Origin of the sequence: Allobosea sp. (assembly GCF_017308075.1) — a bacterium.
Taxonomy (GTDB): Bacteria; Pseudomonadota; Alphaproteobacteria; order Rhizobiales; family Beijerinckiaceae; genus Allobosea.
This window is the reverse complement of sequence record NZ_JAFKFX010000031.1, coordinates 96,609-118,278: the sequence shown is the minus strand read 5'-3', so window position 1 is coordinate 118,278 and position 21,670 is coordinate 96,609. Positions and strand designations below refer to the sequence as shown.

The 21,670-nt window shown below is 66.0% G+C and carries 21 protein-coding genes; 8 read left to right on the top strand and 13 right to left on the bottom strand.

Annotation, left to right across the window (positions count from 1 at the left end; translation table 11 throughout):
- Positions 1-127: 127 nt before the first annotated feature.
- On the top strand, positions 128-1,372 hold the full coding sequence (locus tag J0J10_RS14195; protein WP_291647141.1) for an acyl-CoA desaturase: 1,245 nt from the start codon (positions 128-130) through the stop codon (positions 1,370-1,372).
- A gap of 3 nt (positions 1,373-1,375) precedes the next feature.
- Here J0J10_RS14195 and J0J10_RS14190 read toward each other — a convergent pair whose 3' ends face one another.
- The 3 genes from J0J10_RS14190 to J0J10_RS14180 form a co-directional block, all read right to left on the bottom strand.
- Positions 1,376-2,074, bottom strand: coding sequence for a P-loop NTPase family protein (locus tag J0J10_RS14190; protein WP_291647140.1), 699 nt, complete (start codon positions 2,072-2,074; stop codon positions 1,376-1,378).
- Positions 2,061-3,170 (bottom strand): AI-2E family transporter, encoded by a 1,110-nt coding sequence (locus tag J0J10_RS14185; protein WP_291647139.1) that lies wholly within the window; start codon positions 3,168-3,170, stop codon positions 2,061-2,063. The genes J0J10_RS14190 and J0J10_RS14185 overlap by 14 nt, the downstream gene beginning before the upstream one ends.
- 96 nt (positions 3,171-3,266) lie before the next feature.
- Positions 3,267-3,797 carry a CDP-alcohol phosphatidyltransferase family protein gene (locus J0J10_RS14180; protein ID WP_291647138.1) on the bottom strand — a complete coding sequence of 177 codons (531 nt, stop codon included), beginning with the start codon at positions 3,795-3,797 and terminating at the stop codon, positions 3,267-3,269.
- A gap of 157 nt (positions 3,798-3,954) precedes the next feature.
- Between J0J10_RS14180 and purM the strand changes: the two genes are divergently transcribed.
- Positions 3,955-5,025 carry a phosphoribosylformylglycinamidine cyclo-ligase gene (gene purM / locus J0J10_RS14175; RefSeq protein WP_291647137.1) on the top strand — a complete coding sequence of 357 codons (1,071 nt, stop codon included), beginning with the start codon at positions 3,955-3,957 and terminating at the stop codon, positions 5,023-5,025.
- Positions 5,022-5,645 (top strand): phosphoribosylglycinamide formyltransferase, encoded by a 624-nt coding sequence (gene purN, locus J0J10_RS14170; RefSeq protein WP_291647136.1) that lies wholly within the window; start codon positions 5,022-5,024, stop codon positions 5,643-5,645. The genes purM and purN overlap by 4 nt, the downstream gene beginning before the upstream one ends.
- 125 nt (positions 5,646-5,770) lie before the next feature.
- Here the strand turns inward: purN and J0J10_RS14165 are convergent, their stop codons facing one another.
- Positions 5,771-6,508, bottom strand: coding sequence for a helix-turn-helix transcriptional regulator (locus J0J10_RS14165; RefSeq protein ID WP_291639607.1), 738 nt, complete (start codon positions 6,506-6,508; stop codon positions 5,771-5,773).
- A gap of 131 nt (positions 6,509-6,639) precedes the next feature.
- Between J0J10_RS14165 and J0J10_RS14160 the strand changes: the two genes are divergently transcribed.
- Positions 6,640-7,359 (top strand): glutathione S-transferase family protein, encoded by a 720-nt coding sequence (locus J0J10_RS14160; protein WP_291639609.1) that lies wholly within the window; start codon positions 6,640-6,642, stop codon positions 7,357-7,359.
- Between the two features lie 12 nt (positions 7,360-7,371).
- On the opposite strand, the gene J0J10_RS14155 is transcribed toward J0J10_RS14160, so the two are convergent.
- Both J0J10_RS14155 and J0J10_RS14150 read right to left on the bottom strand, forming a co-directional pair.
- A complete protein-coding gene (locus J0J10_RS14155) occupies positions 7,372-7,734 on the bottom strand; it encodes a hypothetical protein (RefSeq protein ID WP_291647135.1) in 363 nt (120 codons plus the stop codon).
- A gap of 121 nt (positions 7,735-7,855) precedes the next feature.
- Positions 7,856-9,943 carry a molybdopterin-containing oxidoreductase family protein gene (locus tag J0J10_RS14150; RefSeq protein ID WP_291647134.1) on the bottom strand — a complete coding sequence of 696 codons (2,088 nt, stop codon included), beginning with the start codon at positions 9,941-9,943 and terminating at the stop codon, positions 7,856-7,858.
- A gap of 220 nt (positions 9,944-10,163) precedes the next feature.
- On the opposite strand from J0J10_RS14150, the gene J0J10_RS14145 reads away from it, so the two are divergent.
- The gene (locus J0J10_RS14145; RefSeq protein WP_291639615.1) at positions 10,164-10,985 is read left to right on the top strand and encodes a MipA/OmpV family protein; all 822 of its coding nucleotides are present in this window, start codon (positions 10,164-10,166) and stop codon (positions 10,983-10,985) included.
- A gap of 109 nt (positions 10,986-11,094) precedes the next feature.
- On the opposite strand, the gene ndk is transcribed toward J0J10_RS14145, so the two are convergent.
- Together ndk and J0J10_RS14135 are read right to left on the bottom strand one after the other, a co-directional pair.
- Complete coding sequence (ndk, locus tag J0J10_RS14140; RefSeq protein WP_291639617.1) at positions 11,095-11,517, bottom strand: nucleoside-diphosphate kinase; 423 nt, start codon at positions 11,515-11,517, stop codon at positions 11,095-11,097.
- A 196-nt stretch (positions 11,518-11,713) separates the two neighbouring features.
- The gene (locus tag J0J10_RS14135; protein ID WP_291647133.1) at positions 11,714-11,983 is read right to left on the bottom strand and encodes a sel1 repeat family protein; all 270 of its coding nucleotides are present in this window, start codon (positions 11,981-11,983) and stop codon (positions 11,714-11,716) included.
- Between the two features lie 369 nt (positions 11,984-12,352).
- Here J0J10_RS14135 and J0J10_RS14130 point away from each other — a divergent pair, with 369 nt between their 5' ends.
- Positions 12,353-12,724, top strand: coding sequence for a DUF2147 domain-containing protein (locus tag J0J10_RS14130; RefSeq protein WP_291647132.1), 372 nt, complete (start codon positions 12,353-12,355; stop codon positions 12,722-12,724).
- 142 nt (positions 12,725-12,866) lie between these two features.
- On the opposite strand, the gene J0J10_RS14125 is transcribed toward J0J10_RS14130, so the two are convergent.
- The 5 genes from J0J10_RS14125 to gatB form a co-directional block, all read right to left on the bottom strand.
- Positions 12,867-13,574, bottom strand: coding sequence for a glutathione S-transferase N-terminal domain-containing protein (locus J0J10_RS14125; protein ID WP_291647131.1), 708 nt, complete (start codon positions 13,572-13,574; stop codon positions 12,867-12,869).
- Positions 13,575-13,699: 125 nt separating this feature from the next.
- A complete protein-coding gene (locus J0J10_RS14120; protein ID WP_291647130.1) occupies positions 13,700-14,185 on the bottom strand; it encodes a GNAT family N-acetyltransferase in 486 nt (161 codons plus the stop codon).
- Between the two features lie 35 nt (positions 14,186-14,220).
- On the bottom strand, positions 14,221-14,724 hold the full coding sequence (locus tag J0J10_RS14115; RefSeq protein ID WP_291647129.1) for a GNAT family N-acetyltransferase: 504 nt from the start codon (positions 14,722-14,724) through the stop codon (positions 14,221-14,223).
- 16 nt (positions 14,725-14,740) lie between these two features.
- Complete coding sequence (locus J0J10_RS14110; RefSeq protein WP_291647128.1) at positions 14,741-15,502, bottom strand: FRG domain-containing protein; 762 nt, start codon at positions 15,500-15,502, stop codon at positions 14,741-14,743.
- The gene (gene gatB, locus J0J10_RS14105; protein WP_291647127.1) at positions 15,503-16,984 is read right to left on the bottom strand and encodes an Asp-tRNA(Asn)/Glu-tRNA(Gln) amidotransferase subunit GatB; all 1,482 of its coding nucleotides are present in this window, start codon (positions 16,982-16,984) and stop codon (positions 15,503-15,505) included.
- 252 nt (positions 16,985-17,236) lie between these two features.
- On the opposite strand from gatB, the gene J0J10_RS14100 reads away from it, so the two are divergent.
- Complete coding sequence (locus J0J10_RS14100) at positions 17,237-18,373, top strand: efflux RND transporter periplasmic adaptor subunit (RefSeq protein WP_291647126.1); 1,137 nt, start codon at positions 17,237-17,239, stop codon at positions 18,371-18,373.
- Between the two features lie 71 nt (positions 18,374-18,444).
- On the top strand, positions 18,445-21,633 hold the full coding sequence (locus tag J0J10_RS14095) for an efflux RND transporter permease subunit (RefSeq protein WP_291647125.1): 3,189 nt from the start codon (positions 18,445-18,447) through the stop codon (positions 21,631-21,633).
- Positions 21,634-21,670 lie beyond the last annotated feature (37 nt).

Here is a 21,670-nt window from a genome sequence, read left to right as displayed (position 1 = left end):
CATGCCGTGCGGCCCGCTGCCGCAATTGCCGCGCGAACGGCTCGGGAACCTTGCGCTCACCCCCGCTCTCCTGTTTTGGTCGCATGCGAATCCCGCATGCCGCACCAGATATTTCCAGAGAACGATCTTGTCAGAACCCTCCGCCGCCGCCGACCATGACGACATCGTCTACCCCTCGGCCATACCCTTTGCCCTGGCGCATCTGGCCGGCCTCGGCGCGTTCTGGAGCGGCGTGACCGCGACCTCGCTCTGGCTCTGCTTCGGACTCTACTGGCTGCGCATGTTCGCGGTCACGGCAGGCTATCACCGCTACTTCTCGCATCGCTCCTACAAGACCAGCCGCATCGGCCAGTTCGTCCTCGCCTTCCTCGCTCAGTCGACGGCGCAGAAGAGCGTGATCTGGTGGGCCTCGAAGCACCGGCACCATCACCGCTTCGCCGACACCGAGCACGACGTGCACTCGCCGGTCCAGAGTTCCTTCTTCTATTCGCATGTCGGCTGGATCTTCAGCCGCCAGCATCACGAGTTCGACGCTTCCACCGTCACCGACCTGACCCGGTTTCCCGAGCTTCGGCTGCTGCACCGTTTCGAGCTCGCGCCGGCGATCCTGCTCGCCCTCGCCTGCTTCGCCATCGATGGCTGGTCCGGCCTGTTCGTCGGCTTCTTCATCTCGACCGTGCTGGTCTATCACGGCACCTTCTGCATCAACTCGCTGGCGCATGTGCATGGCGACAAGCACTATGTCACCGGAGACGAGAGCCGGAACAATTGGTGGCTGGCGATCATCACCATGGGCGAAGGCTGGCACAACAACCACCATGCCTATCAGTACAGCGTGCGCCAGGGCTTTCGCTGGTGGCAGTGGGACCCGACCTATTACCTGATCCTCGGCCTGTCGAAGCTGCGCCTGGTCTGGGATCTGAAGGCGCCGCCGCAGGCCGTGGTCGACCGCTCGCAGGCCCTGCCGCCGCGCGTGATCGAGCGTTCGGCCGAGCGCCTTGCAGCCTCCGTGCCGGTCGACCGCATCGTGCAGGGCCTGCGCGAGGCCTATGCCGGCACGCCGGCACTACCCGGACTGCATTTGCCGGAATTGCATCTGCCGACGCTGACCCTGCCGGAGCTGCGCGAGGCGCTCGCGACCATGCAGGCCCGTGCCGGCGAGCGGCTCTCCGCGATCCAGGCCCAGGCCCATGAGGCGATGGCGCACTGGCATGTGCCGGCGCTGCCGAGCCGCGAGGAGCTGACGGAGAAGGCCGCGGCGATGTTCGTCAAGACGCCGTCGCTCGACGCCATCGCGGCGCGTGCGCACGACATGCTGGTCGAGGCGATCCATGCCCGGCTGGTGGCGACCCCGGCAGCCGCCAACGCCTGAGGCCTATTCGGCGTCGAACAGGCTGGCCGCGACCTCGCTCGCCATGGCGCGGGTGACGCGGCGGCCGCGCTCCAGCGAGAGCCGGTCGATGGCGTCGACCAGGTCCCGCGCCGCGGCGAAAGAGCGCTCCATGCGCAGCGCCAGCGCCTCGATCGTGCCGGTGTCGACGATCAGCTGCCGGTCGACGAAGAGCTTGACCAGCAGCGCCCGCAGCAAAGCGTCGTCAGGCGCCGCGATCTCGGCTGCCGGCGCGAGCCGCAGGCGCGAGAGCAGGTCCGGCACGCTCAGCCCCCATTGATCCGGGGCCGTTCGCGCCGTCAGCAAGGCGAAGCCGCCGCGCGCCTTGACGGCGTTGAGCAGGTGGAAGAGCGCCCGCTCGTCGAGCTGGCCGGCATCGCAATCCTCGATGACCAGCGCCCCGCCGGAGGCCAGGTGCGGCACCTTGCCCTCGTCGATTTCGCTGGCCTGCAGCGTCCAGGCATGCGCCCGCGCCGCCCAGATCGCGGCAAGATGGGTCTTGCCCGAACCCTCCGGCCCGATGAGGCGCAGCCAGGCATCCGGCCAGGCCGGCCAGCTCTCGACCAGCCCATAGGCCTGCTCATTGGACGGGCCGACGAGAAAATCCTCGACGCCGTGCCGGCTGTCGACCGGCAGGTCGAAAGCGAGCTGACGCGGCCGGCGCGGCGGCTCAGTTCCCGGCATGATTGTCCGAACCGGTGGCGACGAGCTTCTGATCGGGCCGGCCGCGATAGAGATCGCTGGCCAGATACTGACGCAGCGCAAAGCGCATCAGCACGCCGATGACGGCCGCCAGCGGCACCGCCAGCAGGAGCCCGACGAAACCGAACAGCGAACCGAAGGCGAGCAGCGCGAACATCAGCCAGACCGGATGCACGCCGATGGAGTCGCCGACCAGCTTGGGCTGGAGGATGTTGCCCTCGAAGAACTGACCGGCGGCGAAGACCGCGAGCGTCGCCAGCGGCATCGTCCAATCCGGCCAGAACTGCACGATCGCGACGCCGACCGACAGCACAAGCCCGGTCAGCGAGCCGACATAGGGGATGAAGGAGAGGAAGCCGGAGATGATGCCGATCAGGGCGCCGAAATTGACGCCGAGCAGCGAGAGACCGACCGCATAGAACAGCCCGAGCAGTACGCAGACCAGCGCCTGCCCGCGCAGGAAGCCGGCGATGGCAGTGTCCATCTCGTGCAGCAGGCCGCGGATCGTGTCGCGGTGATCGCGTGGCAGCCAGCCATCGACGGTCTCGACCATGCGGTCCCAATCGGCGAGCAGGTAGAAGGCGATGACCGGCGTCAGCACCAGCAGCGAGAAAACACCGATGATCGCGGTCCCGCCCGACCAGAGCGATTGCAGGAGCCCGCCGACCCATTTGGTCGCCTCGCCGACGAAATTGCCGAGCTGGCTCTGGGCATCCTCGGCGAGCTTGGTCCCGCCGAAGCGCTCGAGCAGCGGCGCGCCACGCTCCATGACCAGCGCCTGCAGCTTGGCGGCGACTTCAGGCAGGCGCGCGACGAGGCCGGCGAGCTGCTGACTCAGCAATGGCAGCAGCAGCACCAGCGTCATTACGAAGAACAGCAGGAAGACGCAGAGGATGATGATGGTCGCGGTCAGGCGGCGCATGCCGAGCCGCTCCAGCCTGTCCGCCAGCGGATCAAGCAGATAGGCCAGTGCCAGCGCCGCGATGAACGGCAAGAGCACGTCGCGCAACAGCAGGAGCGCCAGCACGAAGGCCGCAAGGGTGAGAGCCCAGAAGGCGAGTTGACGCTGAAGACTCATCCGCTGTCCTGAACTCGCCGTTACGCATTGTCCGCAGGGCCCGGTGGGCCGGCCGGGGCCCCTAGAGAATAGGAGTGCACCGGCAAGGTTCCAAGCTCAGGCCGCCATATGGCGCAGCCAGAAGGCGAGGTAGGCCGCCATGGAACCGACCGTCAAGAGCGCGACGGTGAGCTGCGCGACCGGGATCGCAGGGCCGAGATCGAGCCCGAAGGCGCGCGAGCCCAGCATCAGCGCAGCGAAGCTGAGCTGCGCCGCCGTATTGAGCTTGCTGACGGCGAAGGGCGCGATCTCGAGCGGCCTCTCCATCAGCCAGGAGAGGATCACGGCGGTGACGATCATGATGTCGCGCGAGACGACCAGGATGACGAGCCAGACCGGTATGGCGCCGACCATGGCGAGGGTGATGTAGATCGAGACGATCAGCGCCTTGTCGGCGACGGGGTCGAGATAGGCGCCGAGCTCGCTTGCCATGTCGAAGCGCTTGGCAATGAAACCGTCGATCGCGTCGGAAATCCCGGCCGCGACGAACAGCAGGAAGGCGGCCAGCCAGCGTTCGTTGATGATCATCACGATCACGAGGGGGACGAGGATCAGACGGCCGATGGTGATCAGGTTCGGAAGCGTCATCGCCAGGGCTCGTCGCCAGGTTCTCGAGCGGAACTACGACTGAAGGCTAATGCATGTGCGGGACAACTGCGAAACGCTTTCGCGGAAGAGGCGCTGCCGGCTTGCCAGCGGGGCCGCCCTTGCCTATCGCTCCCCGCACAGCAAGGAGCGCGGTTTCATGACCAAGACAGGCGGCAACGGGCTGACCTATGCGCAGGCGGGCGTCGATATCGATGCCGGCAATGCCATGGTCGATGCAATCAAGCCTCTGGTGCGTTCGACCCGGCGTCCGGGCGCGGATGCCGAGATCGGCGGTTTCGGCGGCCTGTTCGACCTGAAGGCGGCGGGCTTCAGCGACCCGATCCTGGTCGCGGCCAATGACGGCGTCGGCACCAAGGTGAAGATCGCGATCGAGAGCGGCCGGCATTCGACGATCGGCATCGACCTCGTCGCGATGTGCGTCAACGATCTCGTCGTGCAGGGCGCCGAGCCGCTGCTGTTCCTAGACTACTATGCCACCGGCAAGCTCGACCCGCAGGCCGGCGTCGAGATCGTGCGCGGCATCGCCGACGGCTGCCGCCAGGCCGGCTGCGCCCTGATCGGCGGCGAGACCGCCGAGATGCCGGGCATGTATGCCGACAAGGATTACGACCTCGCCGGCTTTGCCGTCGGCGCCGCCGAGCGCGGCTCGCTGCTGCCCCGCGCCGACCTGGTGGCAGGCGACGTGGTGCTCGGCCTGCCCTCCTCCGGCGTCCACTCCAACGGCTTCTCGCTGGTCCGGCGCATCGTCGCGCTCTCCGGCCTCGCCTGGGAGGCGCCCGCCCCCTTCGCTCCCGAACTGACGCTGGCCGAGGCGCTGCTGACGCCGACCCGGATCTATGTGAGGCCGCTGCTGCAGGCGCTGAAGGCAGCGCCCGGCATCAAGGCGCTGGCGCACATCACCGGCGGCGGCTTCCCCGACAACATCCCGCGCGTCCTGCCCGACGATCTCGGCGTCGCGCTCGATCTGTCCGCGATCCCGGTACCGGCCGTCTTCGGCTGGCTCGCCAAGGTCGGCGGCGTCGCCGAGCGCGAGATGCTGCGCACCTTCAATTGCGGCATCGGCATGATCGTGGTCGCCTCGGCGGCCGAGGCGGATGCGGTCGTCGCCGCGCTGCGCGAGGCCGGAGAAGCGCCGGTCCGGCTCGGCGAGGTCACGCCGGCCGGCAGCGAGGGCCAGGTCGCCTATCACGGGAAGCTCAGCCTGTGAGCACGACGCCGCGGCGGGTCCGCACCGCGATCCTGATCTCGGGCCGCGGCTCGAACATGGTCGCCCTGATCGAGGCGGCGCAGGCGGCCGATTTCCCGGCCGAGATCGTGCTGGTCGCGGCCAACCTGCCGGAGGCTGGCGGGCTCGAGCGCGCCCGGCAGGCCGGCATCGCCACGGCATCCGTCGACCATCGCCCCTTTGGAAAGGACCGCGAGGCCTTCGAACGCAAGCTCGACGAAGTCTTGCGCGTCAACCAGATCGAACTCGTCGCGCTGGCCGGCTTCATGCGCGTGCTGACGCCCTGGTTCGTGACGCGCTGGCAGGGGCGGCTGGTCAATATCCACCCTTCCCTGCTGCCGGACTTCCGCGGCACGCATACCCATGCCCGGGCGCTGGAGGCCGGCGTCGCCGAGCATGGCTGCACCGTGCATTTCGTCGTGCCCGAGCTCGACGCCGGCCCGACCATCCTGCAGGCGAAAGTCCCGGTGCTGCCCGGAGACGACGAGGCGAGCCTGTCGGCGCGGGTGCTGGAGCAGGAGCACATCCTCTATCCGCAGGCGCTGGCGCTTGTCGCGTCGGGCGCAGCGAAGCTGGAAGACGAGGCGCCGGCCAACACCTAGCCGGCCGTCATTCGCGGGCGAAGCGAAGCGCAGACACGAGCATCTCACGACGAGACGGCACGCGCCGGAGCCTCGTCCGGCCCGTCATGCTCGGGTCGAGCCCGAGCATGACGGGCTCCCTGCTGCTACTGAACGCTCGCCACCATCGCGGCCTGTTGCTCCAGCGCGCGCCGCGCCGCAACCTCCTGCTCCTCCTTCTGCCAGCGGCGGAACAGGTCGGCCCGTCTCGCCGGATAGCGCTCCTCGCGCGCCGTCAGCTCGGCGATGCGGTCGGTGCGGAAATGGCGGAAGGCCTGCCGTAGCTCGCACCAGGCGATGACCATGCGCACGCGCTCGAAGAAGGTCAGGCCGATCGGCCAGATCACCCGGCTCGACGGATTGCCGGCCTCGTCGCGATAGCTGATCTCGAGCTTGCGGCCATTGCGGATCGCGGCACGGACGGCCGCGACATCGACCTGATCGACGACCATGTCCTTGCAATAGGCCGGCGCGAACAGCGCCCCATCGAGCAGGATCGGGCGCAGATGCGCCGGCAGCACCGCCGCGACCTTCGAGACGACATCCTCGGCAGCGCGCGCCAGCGTCGGGTCGGCGCGCTCGGAGAGCCAGCGCATGCCGACCAGCACGGCCTCGATCTCGTCGGGAGAGAACATCAGCGGCGGCAGGTCGAAGCCGGCATCGAGGACATAGCCGATGCCGGCCTCGCCGCGCACCGGGACGCCCTGGCGCAGCAGCGCGGCAATGTCGCGATAGACGGTGCGCACGGAGACATCGAGCTCGGAGGCCAGCGTCTCGGCGGTAACAGGGCGGCGGCGACGGCGCAGCCCCTGGATCAGATCGAGCAAACGTTCAGCGCGTTGCATGACGGGGCTTCCGCTTCGGGAAAGATGGATTAGCGTCACTCTGCCGCAGATGCCCTGACAATCATTGTCAGCAGCGTGGCAGCAGTATGGTGGCCGGCCGAGCCGGGGCAGCGGTGTTTCGAGGAGATTTCATGCTGGAACTGCACGTCTTTGGGCCCGGCTTCGGCCTGCCTGACCCCAGCCCGTTCTGTACCAAGGCCATCATCCTGATGGAGATGTCGAGGCTGCCCTATCGTCGGGTCCGCGGCAATCTGCGCAAGGCGCCGAAGGGCAAGTTCCCGGTGCTGGTCGATGAGGGCGAGGTCATCCCCGATACCAGCTTCATCCGGCTGCATCTCGAGCGCAAGCACGGCATCGATTTCGATCACGGACTCAGCGCCGAGCAGCGTGGCCTCGCCTGGGCGGTCGAGAAGATGCTGGAGGACCACCTCTATTGGCATATCGTCCAGGAACGCTGGGCCGACGCCGCGAATTTCGACCGCGGACCGCGCCACTTCTTCAGTGCCGTACCGACGCCCCTGCGCCCGCTGGTCATCGCCATGGTCAAGCGCCAGGTTCGCCGCGACCTGCATGGCCAGGGCATCGGCCGGCACAGCGATGCCGAGCGTCTGGTGCTGGCGCGGCAGGCACTGGGCTCGCTCTCGGGCCTGCTCGGCGGTAAGCCTTACCTCACCGGGCCCGATCCTTGCGGCGGCGACGCGACGCTCGGCGCCTTCATGATCGGCGGGCTGTGCGAAACCTTCGAGTCACCGCTGCGCGCGGCGCTCATCGAGCATCCCAACCTCGTCGCCTATGCCGGCCGGATGCGCGAGCGCTATTTCAAGGTCGACGCGGAGAGCGCGCCGGCCTGACCACAGCCTGCTTCAGGGCCGCTGCAACTTGCAGCGGTCGATGAATTCATAGCCCTTGGCGCGGGCGGAATCGTTGAAGTAGCCGGTCTCGCGAAAGGCCTGGATCTCGTCCTTGGTCATGGAATTGACCGTGCCCTTGGCATAGCAGCTGCAGGGCGAGTGCACCGCCTCGCGGGTCGTGTTCATCAGCCGCGACTGGGTGACGAGGCAGGCATCGAAGGCCCGCAGCTGAATCATGTAGGGCGTCAGGTTCTTGGCGGTCGGATCAGGGGGCGGCAAGGCGCTCGTGCCAGCGGCGGCGAACGCCACCTGCGCCGAAACCAGCATGGACAACCCGGCGACCCAAAAGGCCGCTCCAACCCGCCGCGTGATCATTGTCGAACCGTTCCGTCTTCGCGGCGCAGCCCGAGCGAAAGTCCCGAATCCGCTCTTGAATGACCCGCCTACGCAGCAACGGATGGTCCACAGCACCAGCAAAAAAGCAATGACGCAAAGGTCACAGTTTGCGAATCCAGACCCTGTTGTCGTGGAAGGCGGCACCGCCGAAAGGTGCGATCGAGTCCGCGCCGGTCAAGGTGTTGATGCCGCGGCCGCCGCGATGGGCGCCGTTCGGCCAGATCGACTCGGCGATGACGACGCCGCGTACCAACCCGTCGAACAGCACGGCGTCGAGATGGACCTCGCCGCGGCGGTTGCCGACCAGGATGGCGTCGCCCTGGACGATGCCGAGTCCAGCCGCATCGTCGGGATGCAGCATCAGGGTCGGTCCGCCCTCCTTCTTGCGCGCGGTCGGCGTCTCCGTGAAGGATGAGTTCAGGAAGTTGCGGGCCGGGCTGGTCGCAAGCCGGAAAGGATGCTCGGCATCGGCGGCCTCGATCACGTTCCAATGGTCAGGCATGGCCGGGATCGTGGCATGCGGGCCTGCGAGGCCGGCATTGCTGTTGGGGACCTTGCTCCAATCCGGCTTGAAGCGGAATCGGCCATCCGGCCAGCCGAAGCCCTTGAGATAATGCGCGGCCTCAAAATCTGGCTGGATGTCGTGGAATTCGCTGGCGATCAGCTCCTCGAGCGTACCGCGCCCGGTCTGCTGCAAGGTCCAGTCGACGATCTCGCGCGGGCTCAGCGAAAAGCCGCGATGCTCGGCGCCGAGGCGCTGGGCCAGGGCGCAGATCACCTCATGGTTCGAGCGGCACTCGCCCGGCGGGTCGATCAGCTTGCCGCCCCACATGATGTGCTGGTGGCCGCCCCCCTGATAGAGGTCGTCATGCTCCATGAACTGCGTCGCCGGCAGTACGATGTCGGCCATGGCGGCCGTCTCGGTCATGAACTGCTCGTGCACGACGGTGAAGAGATCGTCGCGGGCGAAGCCGCGCTTCACCAGCTCCTGCTCGGGCGCGACCGTGACCGGGTTGGTATTCTGGATGAACAGCGCCCGGACCGGCTGGCCCTGTCGCAGCGCCGCAGCATCCCCTGTCAGGATGCGGCCGATCTGCGACTGGTCGAGCTGGCGGGTCTTCGGGTCGGCCTTGTCGAGCCCCTCGATCAGGCCCTTGCGCCATTTGTAGACGCCGCTGTTCGAGTGGAAGGCGCCGCCGCCCTCATGCTGCCAGGCACCGGTGACAGCCGGCACGCAGAGCGCCGCATGCATATTGACGGCGCCATTGCGCTGGCGCGCAAAGCCATAGCCGAGCCGGAAATAGCTGCGCTTGCGCGTGCCGACGAGCTGGGCGAAGGCCTCGATCTCCGCGACCGAAAGACCGGTGATCGCCGCCGCCCATTCCGGCGTGCGCGTCGCCAGATGGGCTTCCATTTCCTCGGGCGCATCGGTGAAGCGGGCGAGATAGTCGCGGTCGGCCAGCCCGTCGCGAAACAGCGCATGCATAACGCCGCAGGCGAGCGCGCCATCCGTGCCCGGACGCAGCACGAGGCCGAGATCGGCCTGGTCGATGGTGGCGTTGCGGTAGATGTCGATCGCCACGATCTTGGCGCCGCGTTCCTTACGGGCCTTGACCGCGTGGTGCATGACGTTGACCTGAGTGTGCACCGGGTTGGTGCCCCAGATCACGACGCAGTCGGACTTGGCCATCTCGCGCGGATCGGAACCGGCGAGCCGGCCCGTGCCGGCGATGTAGCCGGTCCAGGCCGATGTGGTGCAGATCGTCGAGAACTGGCCGGAATAACGCTTGGCATGGCGCAGGCGGTTGATGCCGTCGCGCATCACCAGCCCCATCGTACCAGCATAGTAATAGGGCCAGATCGTATCGGCGCCGAACTGCGCCTCCAGCGCGAGGAAGCGCTCGGCGACCTCGTCCAGCGCCTCGTCCCAGGAGATGCGCTCGAAGGCGCCCGAACCCTTGGGCCCGACACGCCGCAGCGGATGCAGCAGGCGGTCGGGATGGTGGATGCGCTCGGCGTAACGCGCGACCTTGGCGCAGATCACCCCGTCGGTGTAGCTCTGGCGCTTGCTGCCACGGACACGGCCGATGCTGCGGCCGTCGATGACCTCGACCTCCAGCGAACAGGCCGAAGGACAATCATGCGGACAGACGGAAGGCAGGCGCTCGACGCGGGGAAGTTCTGTCATCCCTCCTTCCTAGAACAGGTCCAGGCTCGGCGGAAGATCGTTCCCGCCAAAGCCGGCGGCGAGACGGCGCATGGTTCCGATTCGCACCGAATCGACCTCTTCTGGTAGGCAGCAACTTTCCACCCGCCCCGACGCGGCGCATCAACCTCGGGTTAAGACTAATGAATCAGATTGTCGCCGTTGGTCTGGTTTGGGGCGCCTCGGCGCCGGAGTTGTGATGATGCGTTGCGTTGCGTTCCTTGCTGGCCTCGTCGGCCTGGCTTCCGTGCTTGCGGCTCCGGCAAAGGCACAATCTCCGGAATACACCCAGTACACCTCGCCTGAATCGGCCCAGAACTGGCATCTGACGCTGGGTGCCGGCCTGCGCTATCAGCCCGACTATGTCGGCTCCAACGACTACATCTTCCGGCCGCGCGGCATCATCTCGCTCGGGCGCGGCACCAGGAGCACCTGGTGGTCGGCCGAGGACGATGCGATCAGCATCGGCTTCTTCTCCGGCAAGGCCTGGCGCGTCGGCTTCTCCGGCAATCTGCTCTGGGAGCGCAAGGCCAGCACCAATGCGGCGCTGCGCATCACCGGCGTTCCCGACACCAAGTTCGGCGGCGAGGGCGGCGTCTTCGCCGAATTCTACCCGACCTCCTGGCTGCGCGGCCGTGTCGATCTGCGCCGCGGCATCGTCGCGCATGACGGCGTCGTCGCCGAGGTCAAGGTCGAGGCCTTCCAGCGCATCGGCGCCTGGTCGATCGGTGCCGGCCCGCGCATGACCATTGCGAGCGCCGATTATGTCCGCACCTATTTCGGCGGCGCCTGGGCCGGCAATGGTGGCCTGCTGCAACGCTTCAACACCGGCGTCCATTCGGTCGGCGCGATCGCCCAGGCGACCTATGCCTGGAGCGACAAGCTCCAGACCACCGCCTATGTCGAGTACAAGCACCTGGTGGGCGACGCCGCCAAGGCGCCGATCGTCAAGACCTATGGCTCGCGCGACTCGATCACGGTCGGCATCTCCGCGACCTACGCCTTCGATCTCGGCTTCAATTAGCCTGATCGCCGGACATTCCGCCGTCTCGTCAGGGATGGTGGCAGATACAGAAAGGGCGGGCCCTCGCGGACCCGCCCTTCTTGTTATCGACGCCTGAAAGGCGATCGGCTCAGCCGACGATCTCGTTGCCCGAGAAGAACTGGGCGATCTCGATCGCGGCGGTCTCCGGGGCGTCCGAGCCATGGACGGTGTTCTCGCCGACCGACTCGGCGAAGAGCTTGCGGACGGTGCCCTCGGCGGCGTTGGCCGGGTTGGTGGCGCCCATCACCTCGCGATAGGCGGCGATGGCGTTCTCGCCTTCGAGGACCTGCACGACGACCGGGCCGGAGGTCATGAACTCGACGAGCTCGCCGAAGAAGGGACGCGCGCTGTGGACGGCGTAGAAGGTCTCGGCCTGGGCCTTGGTCATCTGGATGCGCTTCTGCGCGACGATGCGCAGGCCGGCCTTCTCGATGACCGCATTGACCGCGCCCGTGAGATTGCGACGCGTCGCATCGGGCTTGAGAATGGAAAAGGTACGCTGGACAGCCATCGTTGTAATCCTTGGGGCAAAATCGGGAGAATGCGGCGCGCTTATAGCGGCGCCCTCCGCCGGCCACAAGGCTGCGACGGCTTGGATCGCAACTGTCCGTCGAGCCCTCATCCTGAGGAGCCGCGCTCCTACGATCGTTCCTCAGGATGAGGGCTCAAAAATCGCACGCACCCGATCGCCCGACCTGGCCTGATCCTCAGTGCCGGGTCAGGAACCTGCGCGCCTCGCGCAGCGCCTCGGCGACCTCCTCGCGGCTCATCTCCTGGGCCAGCTCGGCACGGTGGGCGGCGGCACGACTGCAACCCTTGGCGAGCGCGACGTTGAACCATTTCTGCGCGGCGACCAGATCGACCGGGGCCGTGCGGCCGGCGGCGTGCATCAGGCCGAGCTCGTAATAGGCCTCGGCCGAGGCTTCCATCGGGATCGCCAGCGAGGCCGGGATCGCGCTCATCTCCATGCGTGCCATGACAAACCACCCTGTTTTCACCGTGGCCCGACCCTTCCCGGGCCGCGCTTCTTGATGAGGAGGTTCGAGCCAGGCGGTAAAAGACTCCGCTAAAATTCGCGATGAATCGAAGCTCAACGACTCGTAAGCGCGCGGTTAAATCAACACTCAATTCAGTCTTCCGCGCCGAAACAGCGAATGATTTCAACGCCCTCGAAAAGTTACGCAGCGGCAGGCATTGACGGAGGATTCACCCTCTCGGCCATTCACCGAGAGCTGGCGAGGGACGCAGCGCCATCCGGCTCGCCCTCTTGAAGCCAATTCGGTCTCGGATATAGTTTATATCTGAACCATGCGATCAACGCTGGTCACTGCCAGAGGAGGAACGTCATGAGCCTTCGCCCGTTCGCGATCGCCGCGGCACTCGCCATATTCGCCACCCCGTCCCTCGCCCAGGAGGTCACCGGTACCTGGCTGCGCGACAGCGGCGCTTCCAAGGTGCGCCTCGCCAAATGCGGCGAGGCGGTCTGCGGCACGATCTCCTGGCTCAAGGACAGCAGCGGACCGGCCAAGCTGGGCCAGCGCATCTTCTACGACATGAAGCCGTCAGGTGCCGGAAAATGGAGCGGCAGTGCGTTCAATCCCGAGGACGGCAAGACCTATTCGGGGACGATGAACCTTTCCGGGGACACGCTGACCACGGCCGGCTGCGTCATGGGCGGGCTGATCTGCCGCTCGGTGAAATGGTCGCGGAGCAATTGACTTAAGTCCGCTTGGCCCGGTCAGCCGCCATGGTCGGGCTTGTCCCGACCATCAACGTCTTCGCTTCGCTGATCGAGCACAGTGTTCAAGGCGTGGATGCTCGCCACAAGGGCGAGCATGACGGCCGAGGGTTCAAGCGGCGTCAGCGCGCCTTCTGGCCGAACAGGATCGCCTTCTCCTCCGGCGTCGAGATGCCGGCCGGGTTGCGCAGCTCCGCACCGACGGCAAGCCCACGCTGGACGGCCGGACGCGCCAGCATCGTCTCGAGCCAGCGCGCGACATTGGGGAATTGCGCGATGTCCTGGCCCTGGCGCTCCCAGCCACGGGCCCAGCCGATGCAGGCCATGTCGGCGATCGAATAGGCGTCGCAGATGAATTCGCGGCCTTCGAGGCGCCGGTTCAGCACCCCATAGAGCCGATTCGCCTCATTGGTGTAGCGCTCGATCGCGTAGGGCACCTTCTCCGGCGCGTAGATGCGGAAATGATGGGTCTGGCCGAGCATCGGCCCGAATCCGCCCATCTGCCAGAACAGCCATTCGTCGACGGCGACGCGGGCCCGCTCGTCGGCCGGATAGAATTTCCCGGTCTTGCGGCCGAGATATTGCAGGATCGCACCGGATTCGAAGACCGAGATCGGCGTGCCATCCGGCCCCTGCGGATCGATGATCGCCGGCATCCGGTTGTTCGGCGAGAACGCCAGGAATTCCGGCTTGAACTGGTCGCCCTTGCCGATGTTCACCGGCACGATTTCGTAGGGCAGCCCGCATTCCTCGAGCATGATGGTGATCTTCCAGCCATTCGGTGTCGGCCAGTAATAGAGATCGATCGGCTTGGACTGCTCTTGCGACATGCGTTGCATCCTCGTCTGCGTTGAGGTTGGTCGGTCACTCTAGGGAGCCGGCCGCGGCTGCGTAAGCTGATCGGCCGCGCGTCCAGGGCGGGCGAGCCATGCCGTGAGGGAGCGTAGCCCCGGCCTCAGAGCTCGAGCTTGAAGCCCTCATGGCTCTGTTCGAAGCCGAGCCGCCGGTAGAAGCGGTGCGCCGCCTCGCGGGACTTGTTCGAGGTGAGCTCGACCAGCCCCACCCCGTTGCGCCGGGCGAAATCGACCGCGAAGGCGACCATGACGGCACCGATGCCGCGGCTGCGCTGGGCCGGGTCGACATGCACGCTCTCGAGCTTGGCACGTTTGCGGCCGCGATTGACCAGTCCCGGGATCAGCGTCACCTGCAAGGTGCCGACCACGGCGCCGTCGAGCTCGGCGACGAAGAGCCTGTTATGCGGGCTCGCCGCGACCTCGTCGAACGCGCTGAGATAGGCAGGATGAGCCGCCTCTTCCTCGATCTCGACCTCCGTGCGCGTCTGCTTGGCTGCCCCCATCAGGATCAGGGCCGCGATGCGCGGGGCGTCGGCGCGGATCGCCGCGCGCATTGTGATCCCATGTGGGTTGGACACGTCGTTCATCGCAATCTCCGGGGAAAAGGCCTTGGCAGGCGCGTTCAACCGACGAACAGCCGCCTGGCCATGATCAAGGTGTTGGGGGTGTCCTCGCGCCCGTCGAAACGGGCCTGGCGCTGCAGGAAGAAACCCATGCGCTCGTAGAAGGCGATAGCCGGCTCGTTCTGGCTCTCGACCTCGAGCCGCGCCACCGGCGCATCCGGGAAGCAGGCGAGCGCGACCTGGAGCAGCGTTCGGCCGATGCCCTCGCCCTGCCGCGCCGGCAGGACGTAGAGTCGCGTCAGCAGCGCCGCATGATCAGGCTCGCTGCGGGCCGAGGCCGTGCCGACGACCTCCTCGCCGATCAGCGCGACCAGGAAAACACCGCTCTCGCGCCCGAGCTGAGCGGCGAGCGCATCGAGCGAATGCCAAGCATTGGTAATCTCGGCGACACGACGCCAGCCATAGATGCCATCATAGGTCGCATGCCAGGTCTCGACCAGCAGCGCGCGCACGGCCGACAGATCGGCCGAAGTCGCGTCGCGGATGATGAGACCTTGTTTCACTCAACGCCCACCGAAATCACTCGGCACCATGGTCCGCGAGATACTTTCCGATGCCATCAATATCCGGAAACATGGAATTTCCATTTGGCATGACCAGTCGAATTTGCTTTCGAAGAGCGCCCTCACATCCATTCTTCGCTACTAATTTTCGCAGATAGCGCCGCATGCTCTTTGGAACTGTGTCTTCGACTGGCCTTTTGTCTGTTCCGTGGATCGTAAAAACCCCTTCTTGCGCCGCCAGTCTTCTCGACATGAAATCTGGTAAAACAGGAACAGGATACTTTTTGTAGCTATTGTTTTCCAGATTCGAAAAATCATTAAATGCAATATCGCAATGCTTTATAATATCATCGTCAGTTGATGTACAAATAACATCACTTATACCGTTTAATTTTCCCAACTGAAAGGGCCCCAAAAGCCATATCGTTGGAGAATACCCTTTCTGATAGGGCCCGCAACTTGAGAAATACAACGCAACCGAAAGACTCTCTGTCCAATCAAGAAGCCTTGTAGGCAACCCGTGGTGCTGCATCAGGCACATAAAATCGAACTGCGAGCTCAATGCGCCATCAATTAATCTTGCCCGCCTTCGAAATTCTATTGAATTAAAATGCTCATGCACTCGCTTCCCTCTAAATATAGATGGGATCAATTTAAAATCAGAAGACGGGAGGCCGCGATACCACACAACCTCCCATTTCTTGGTAATATTCAGAATTTGATCACAAAGATCCCCGATTGATTCAAAATAAGACGCCGGATACTCATCCGAATCCATCTATTCGATTCCAAGTTTCGCCTTCAGGATCTCGTTCAGGGCCTGCGGATTGGCCTTGCCGCCCGAGGCCTTCATCGCCTGTCCGACGAACCAGCCGAGCATGGTCGGCTTCGCCTTGACCTGCTCGACCTTGTCCGGATTGGCGGCGATGATCTCGTCGACCGCCTTCTCGATGGCGCCGGTGTCGGTGACCTGCTTCATGCCGCGGGCCTCGACGATCTCGCGGGGATCGCCGCCTTCGGTCCAGAGGATCTCGAACAGGTCCTTGGCGATCTTGCCGGAGATCACGCCCTCGCCGATCAGGTCGACGAGGCCACCGAGCTGGGCAGCCGAGACCGGCGAGGTCGAGACCTCCTTGCCCTCCTTGTTGAGGCGGCCGAACAGCTCGTTGATCACCCAGTTCGCGGCGGCCTTGCCGTCGCGGCCTTTCGCCACCGCCTCGAAATAATCGGCCTGGTCGCGCTCGGCGACCAGCACCGAGGCATCATAGGGCGAGAGCCCGTATTCGGCGATGAAGCGCGCCTTCTTGGCGTCCGGCAGCTCGGGAAGATGCTGCTTCAGATCGTCGACGAAGGCATCGTCGAATTCGAGCGGCAGCAGGTCCGGATCGGGGAAATAGCGGTAGTCGTGCGCCTCCTCCTTGGAGCGCATCGAGCGGGTCTCGCCCTTGCCGGGATCGTAGAGGCGCGTCTCCTGATCGATCGAACCGCCATCCTCGAGGATACCGATCTGGCGGCGGGCCTCGACCTCGACCGCCTGGCCGATGAAGCGGATCGAGTTGACGTTCTTGATCTCGCAGCGCGTGCCGAAGGGCTCGCCCGGCTTGCGCACTGAGACGTTGACGTCGGCGCGCAGATTGCCCTTCTCCATGTCGCCGTCGCAGGAGCCGATATAGCGCAGGATGGTGCGCAGCTTCGAGACATAGGCCTTGGCCTCGTCGGCCGAGCGCAGATCCGGCTTGGAGACGATCTCCATCAGCGCGACGCCCGAACGGTTGAGGTCGACGAAGCTCATGGTCGGGTGCTGGTCGTGCATCGACTTGCCGGCGTCCTGCTCGAGATGCAGGCGCTCGATGCCCACCGTGATCTGCTCGGTCGGCGACAGGTCGACCGCGATCTCGCCCTCCCCGACGATCGGGTGCTTGTACTGGCTGATCTGGTAGCCCTGCGGCAGATCCGGATAGAAGTAGTTCTTGCGGTCGAAGACCGAGCGGTGGTTGATCTGCGCATTCAGGCCGAGCCCGGTGCGGACCGCCTGGCGGACGCATTCCTCGTTGATCACCGGCAGCATCCCGGGCATTGCCGCATCGACCAGGCTAACATGGGCGTTCGGCTCGCCGCCGAAGGCCGTGGAGGAGCCGGAGAACAGCTTGGCGTTGGAGGTCACCTGGGCATGGATCTCCAGGCCGATCACGACCTCCCAGTCGCCGGTTGCCCCCTTGATGAGCTTCTTCGGATCGGCGGGGCGTGAATGGGCGTTCATGGCGATGTTCCGGAAACGGCGGGCGGCCGGCCCTGCCAGAAATTGACGAACCCCTCAGGTAGAGCCTTGCGCAGCCGCCAGCAAGCATCTGTTGCCGCTGCGCCCCGATGGCACCACAATCCCGGCCGCGACACGCAAGGCCGCACGAATGTCGAGTGACGTATCTTGACAATCGTCAGCACTACAGCATTTCTGCCTGACCGCCGGGAAACCGCAGCTCGCGCCGGGCCCGCATTCATTTCGGAGTCACCCATGATCCGCCGTCGCTCCCGCAGGGCGCTTTTCGTCTTGGCGGCCGCCCTCCCGGCCTTCCCGCTCGCGGCGATCGCGCAGGGTGCGCCTCCTGCGCCGCCGGTCACCGTGGCGACGCCGCTGGCCAAGCGGGTTACCAATTGGGACGAGTTCACCGGCCGCTTCGAAGCCGACGAGCAGGTCGAGGTGCGAGCGCGCGTCTCGGGCTTCGTCGACAAGATCCATTTCAAGGACGGCGACATGGTGAAGGCGGGCGACCTGCTCTTCACCATCGACCAGCGGCCCTACACGCTCGCGGTCGACGCCGCGCGCGCCGAAGTCGCCCGCACCAAGGCCCAGGTCGACCTCAACCAGAACGAGGTCGAGCGCGCCGAGGCCTTGACCCAGAACCGGACGATCACCGCCCGCGACATCGACCAGCGCCGCGCCAACCTCAACGGCGCGATCGCCTCGCACCAGGCAGCCGAGGCCAATCTGAAGACGGCCGAGCTCAATCTCGAATGGACGCAGGTGCGCGCGCCGCTCGCCGGCCGGCTCTCCAACCGGCGCGTCGACGCCGGCAACCTGATCGCCGGCGGACAGTCCGGCGCGACCCTGCTGACGACCATCGTCGCGCTCGATCCGATCAAGTTCGTCTTCGACGTCTCGGAGGCCGACTATCTGCGCTATGCCCGTCTCGCCAGCCTGCGCGGCGTCGCCCCGGAGGCACGCGTGCGCCTCTCGGACGAGACGAGCTGGAACCGGACCGGCAAGATCGACTTCGTCGACAACACCCTGAACGCCCGTTCGGGCACGATCCGCGGCCGCGCCGTCTTCGCCAACAGCGACCGCTTCCTGACACCGGGCTCCTTCGGGCGGTTGCGCCTCGATGCCGGCGAGGTCGACGGCCTGCTGGTACCGGATTCGGTGATCGTCTCCGACCAGGCCAACAAGATCGTGCTGACGGTCAGCGCCGACAACAAGGTCGTGCCCAAGCCCGTCACCCTCGGCCAGATCACGGACGGGCTGCGCGTGATCGTGAAGGGGCTGACCGCCGGCGACAGGGTGATCGTCACCGGTCTCGCCAATCCCATGGTCCGGCCCGGCGTGACGGTGACGCCGCAGCAGACCGAGATCAAGGCGGCCGCCGCCAAGTAAGGCGCGCACGCCGCACGACGCCAGCGGACGGTATCGCCCGTCCGCCTGCCCTTCCTGGCCAGGACCAAAGCATGTTCCGCTTCGCCCATTTCTTCATCGACCGGCCGATCTTCGCGACCGTTCTTTCGGTCCTGCTGACCATCGCCGGCGCGATCACCCTGCGTACGCTGCCGATCGCGGAATATCCCGAGATCGCGCCGCCGACCGTGACGATCACCGCGACCTATCCGGGCGCCTCGGCCGAGGTCGTCGCGGCCACGGTCGCGGCGCCGATCGAGCAGGAGGTCAACGGCGTCGACGACATGCTCTACATCCAGTCGCAGTCGACCGGTGACGGGCGCGTCTCGATCAACGTCGTCTTCAAGGGCGGCACCGATGTCGACCAGGCCCAGGTGCTTGTGCAGAACCGCGTCTCGGCGGCCGAACCACGCCTGCCGCAGGAGGTACGCACGCTCGGCCTGCAGGTCCGCAAGGCCTCGCCGGACTTCCTGATGGTCATCCACATGCTGTCGCCGGACGGCTCGCGCGACCAGCAATACGTCTCGAACTACACCACGCTGAACGTCAAGGACGTGCTGACCCGCGTCGAGGGCGTCGGCGACGTCCAGGTCTTCGGCGCGCGCGACTATTCGATGCGCGTCTGGCTCGATCCGGCCAAGGTCGCCTCGCGCAACCTGACGGCCGGCGATGTCGTCGCGGCGATCCGCGCCGCCAACATCCAGGTCGCGGCGGGCGCGATCAACCAGCCGCCGGCGCAGTCGGACGGCGCCTTCCAGCTCTCGGTCAACACGCTCGGCCGTCTCACCACCGTCGACGAGTTCTACAACATCGTCGTCCGCTCGGATGCGGATGGCGGCACGATCCGGCTGCGCGACGTCGCGCGTGTCGAACTCGGCGCGCAGGACTATCTCTCGAACTCCTATCTCGACAACAAGGAAGCGGTCGCGATCGGCGTGTTCCAGCGCCCGGGCTCGAATGCGCTCGCCGCCTCCGAGGCGCTGATCCGGACGATGGACCAGCTGTCGAAGAACTTCCCGGCCGGCGTCGAGTACAAGATCGTCTACAACCCGACCGAGTTCATCGCGGAATCCGTCTCGGCGGTGGTCACGACGCTGCTCGAGGCGATCCTGCTCGTGGTCGTCGTCGTGGTGCTGTTCCTGCAGACCTGGCGCGCCGCGATCATCCCGATCATCGCGATCCCGGTCTCGCTGGTCGGCACCTTCCTGGTGATGAGCGCGGTCGGCATCTCCTTCAACACGATCTCGCTGCTCGCCCTGGTGCTGGCGATCGGCATCGTCGTCGACGACGCGATCGTCGTCGTCGAGAACGTCGAGCGCTATCTCGCCCAAGGCATGAACGCCAAGGAAGCCGCGCACAAGACGATGGACGAGGTCGGCGGCGCGCTGCTCGCGATCGCGCTCGTGCTCTGCGCCGTGTTCATCCCGACCGCGTTCATCTCCGGCCTGCAGGGCACCTTCTACCAGCAGTTCGCAGTGACCATCGCGGCGTCGACGGCGATCTCCTGCTTCGTCTCGCTGACCCTGTCGCCGGCGATGTCGGCGATCCTGCTGAAGCCGCACAGCCATGAGAAGCCGACCGGCTTCTTCGCGATGCTCGGCGCGCCACTGCGCTGGTTCTTCAAGTATTTCAACATGGCCTTCGACTGGCTGTCGCGCGCCTATGGCGCGGTGACCTCGCGCCTGATCCGCTTCGGCTTCATCATGCTCCTGGTCTATGCCGCACTGATCGCGGTCGCCGGCCAGCGCCTCGCCGCCGTCCCGACCGGACTCGTGCCGCAGCTCGACCGCGGCTATTTCATCGCCGTCTTCCAGTTGCCGCCGGGCTCGTCGCTGCCGCGGACCGACGCGGTTGTGCGCAAGGCGACCGACCTTCTGCTGTCGCGCCCGGGCGTCGCCCATGCCGTCGCCTTCGCCGGCCTGGACGGGGCGACCTTCACGCTCGCCCCCAATTCCGGCGTCGCCTTCGTCACGCTTAGCGACTTCCGCGAGCGCGCCAAGGCCGGCCTCACCACCCAGGGCATCCTGAACGACCTGCGCACCCAGCTCTTCCAGATCGGCGAGGCTTTCGCCCTGGTGGTCGAGCCTCCGGCGGTTCCCGGCATCGGCACAGGCGGCGGCCTGAAGGGTTATGTCCAGGATCGCGGCGGACGCGGGCTCACCGCGCTCGAGGGCGCGACCTGGGCCGTGGCGGGAACAGCGGCCCAGTCGCCCGGCATCCAGCAGCCCTTCACCTTGTTCTCGACCAAGACGCCGCAGATCTATGCCGATATCGACAGGACCAAGGCCGAAATGCTCGGCGTGCCCGTGACCCGGATCTTCGAGACGCTCTCGATCTATATGGGTTCGGCCTATGTTAACGACTTCAACCTGCTCGGCCGGACCTTCCGGGTCACGGCCCAGGCCGACAATCCGCACCGGCTCGACATCCGCGACGTCGCCAATCTGAAGACGCGCAATGCCGATGGCGAGATGGTGCCGATCGGCTCGATCGCGACCTTCTCGGACACGACCGGCGCCTATCGCGTGCCGCGCTACAATCTCTATCCGGCGGCGGAAGTGCAGCTGTCGATGGCACGCGGCTACTCGACCGGCCAGGGCATCGCGGCGGTGGAGAAGATCGCGAGCCAGGTCCTGCCGGCCGGTTTCGGCTTCGAATGGACCGAGATCGCATTGCAGGAAAAGCTCGCCGGCAACACCGCGATCATCGCCTTCGGCCTTGCCGTCGTCTTCGTCTTCCTGCTGCTGGCGGCACTCTACGAAAGCTGGACCTTGCCGCTCGCCGTCATCCTGATCGTGCCGATGTGTATCCTCGCGGCGATGATCGGCGTCAGCTACAAGGATTTCGACCGCAACGTGCTGGTCGATATCGGGCTCGTGGTGCTGGTCGGTCTGGCGGCGAAGAACGCGATCCTGATCGTCGAGTTCGCCAAGCAGGCCGAGGACGAGGGGATGAGCCGGCGCGATGCCGCCATCGCCGCCGCCAGGACCCGTCTGCGGCCGATCCTGATGACCTCGCTCGCCTTCATCCTCGGCGTGCTGCCGCTGACGATCTCGGTCGGCGCCGGCGCTGAGATGCGCCAGGTACTCGGCATTGCGGTGTTCTCCGGCATGATCGGCGTCACCCTGTTCGGCCTGCTGTTCACGCCGGTCTTCTATGTGGTCGTGCGCTGGCTCGCCTCGCTCGCTCCCCAGAAGAAGAAAAAGCCGGCGACGGAAGCCGCGGCGCCCCAGACCCACTGAGGCGCGAACGCAAACGAACCCCGCCCCGGCCACCCGG